This is a genomic window from Legionella bozemanae, from assembly GCF_001648595.1.
GTDB classification, from domain to species: domain Bacteria; phylum Pseudomonadota; class Gammaproteobacteria; order Legionellales; family Legionellaceae; genus Legionella; species Legionella bozemanae.
Genome location: NZ_LBAW01000080.1, coordinates 1 through 1026, shown reverse-complemented (window position 1 = coordinate 1026; position 1026 = coordinate 1). Strand labels below are relative to the sequence as shown.

Sequence of the window (1026 nt, the reverse complement as noted above, 5' to 3'; positions counted from 1 at the left end):
GGCACGTTCAGTTTTCAAGTGCGAATTTCCCCTTGCGGATTTAAGCGCTCTTTGTACTCATAAAAAACCTCTTTTGGCGTACGATATTCTAAACATCGCATAGGTTGATTATTCAATTTACTGACAATCATTTCAATGTCTTTTTGAGTATGTTTTTCAATACTAGATTTTTTAGGTAGATACCTTCGCAATAAACGATTTCCATTTTCAATAGCTCCTTTTTGATAGGATTTGTATGGTTCACAAAAGTAAACAGGAGCGGCAAAAGCATCGGCTATTGTTGCATGATGAGCAAATGCAATATCATTGTCTAATGTTAAAGAGTGTACGATATTACTCCAGTTTTTCTTCATATATTTAACTAATGTATAAGCTGTTTTCTGAGGTGTTCGGCTGTTACTTTTAATTGCTACTAAATAACGGCTTTTCCGTTCACGCAAGGTAATTAAATGCGGATTATGTTTTGTGAACATTAGTAAATCACCTTCCCAATGACCAAATAGTTGGCGCTGATTTATTTCCTTACTACGTTGTGCGATACCTATTTTTTCGGTTTCCGATGTCGATTTTTGTCGTTTGCGTTGAACGCACGGATAACGAAAACGTCTCTTTTTATGCAATAATTGGTAAAGCTTCTCTGCTTTACCTGCTGGACTATAGATATAAGCATAAATGTTTCATGAGAGATAATACATTGTCCTGCTGACCTTTTAAGCCGACCTGAAATTTGTTGAGGAGACCAGCCTTCTTTCAAGCGAGCAATAATAACTTTCTTAAGCTCAGGAAATTTGTTTCGCTTAAATCCATGATGAAATTTTCTTGATAAATACTGTTGAGAAGCCCAATCTGCTCGATAACCAGGCCGACTACTATTACGCTCTAGTTCTCGATAAATAGTAGATTTATGAAATCCTAAATGACTAGCTATTGCCGCTATCGACTGACCTGAAAATAAACCTTCATACAGCTGAATACGGTCTTGAGCTGTTAAATGACGATAATGTTTTCCCATACACATTCCTGTTT

At 36.3% G+C, this 1026-nt stretch carries 2 protein-coding genes; both read right to left on the bottom strand.

Translation table 11 applies throughout. The features are described 5' to 3' along the window. Positions 1-14: 14 nt before the first annotated feature. Positions 15-620: an IS30 family transposase gene (locus A8O27_RS18120; RefSeq protein ID WP_259293101.1), complete on the bottom strand. Its 606-nt coding sequence runs from the start codon at positions 618-620 to the stop codon at positions 15-17. Beyond that, positions 542-1026: helix-turn-helix domain-containing protein (locus A8O27_RS18115; protein ID WP_131744534.1), on the bottom strand; the 485-nt coding region annotated here is incomplete at its 5' end. The genes A8O27_RS18120 and A8O27_RS18115, both read right to left, overlap by 79 nt.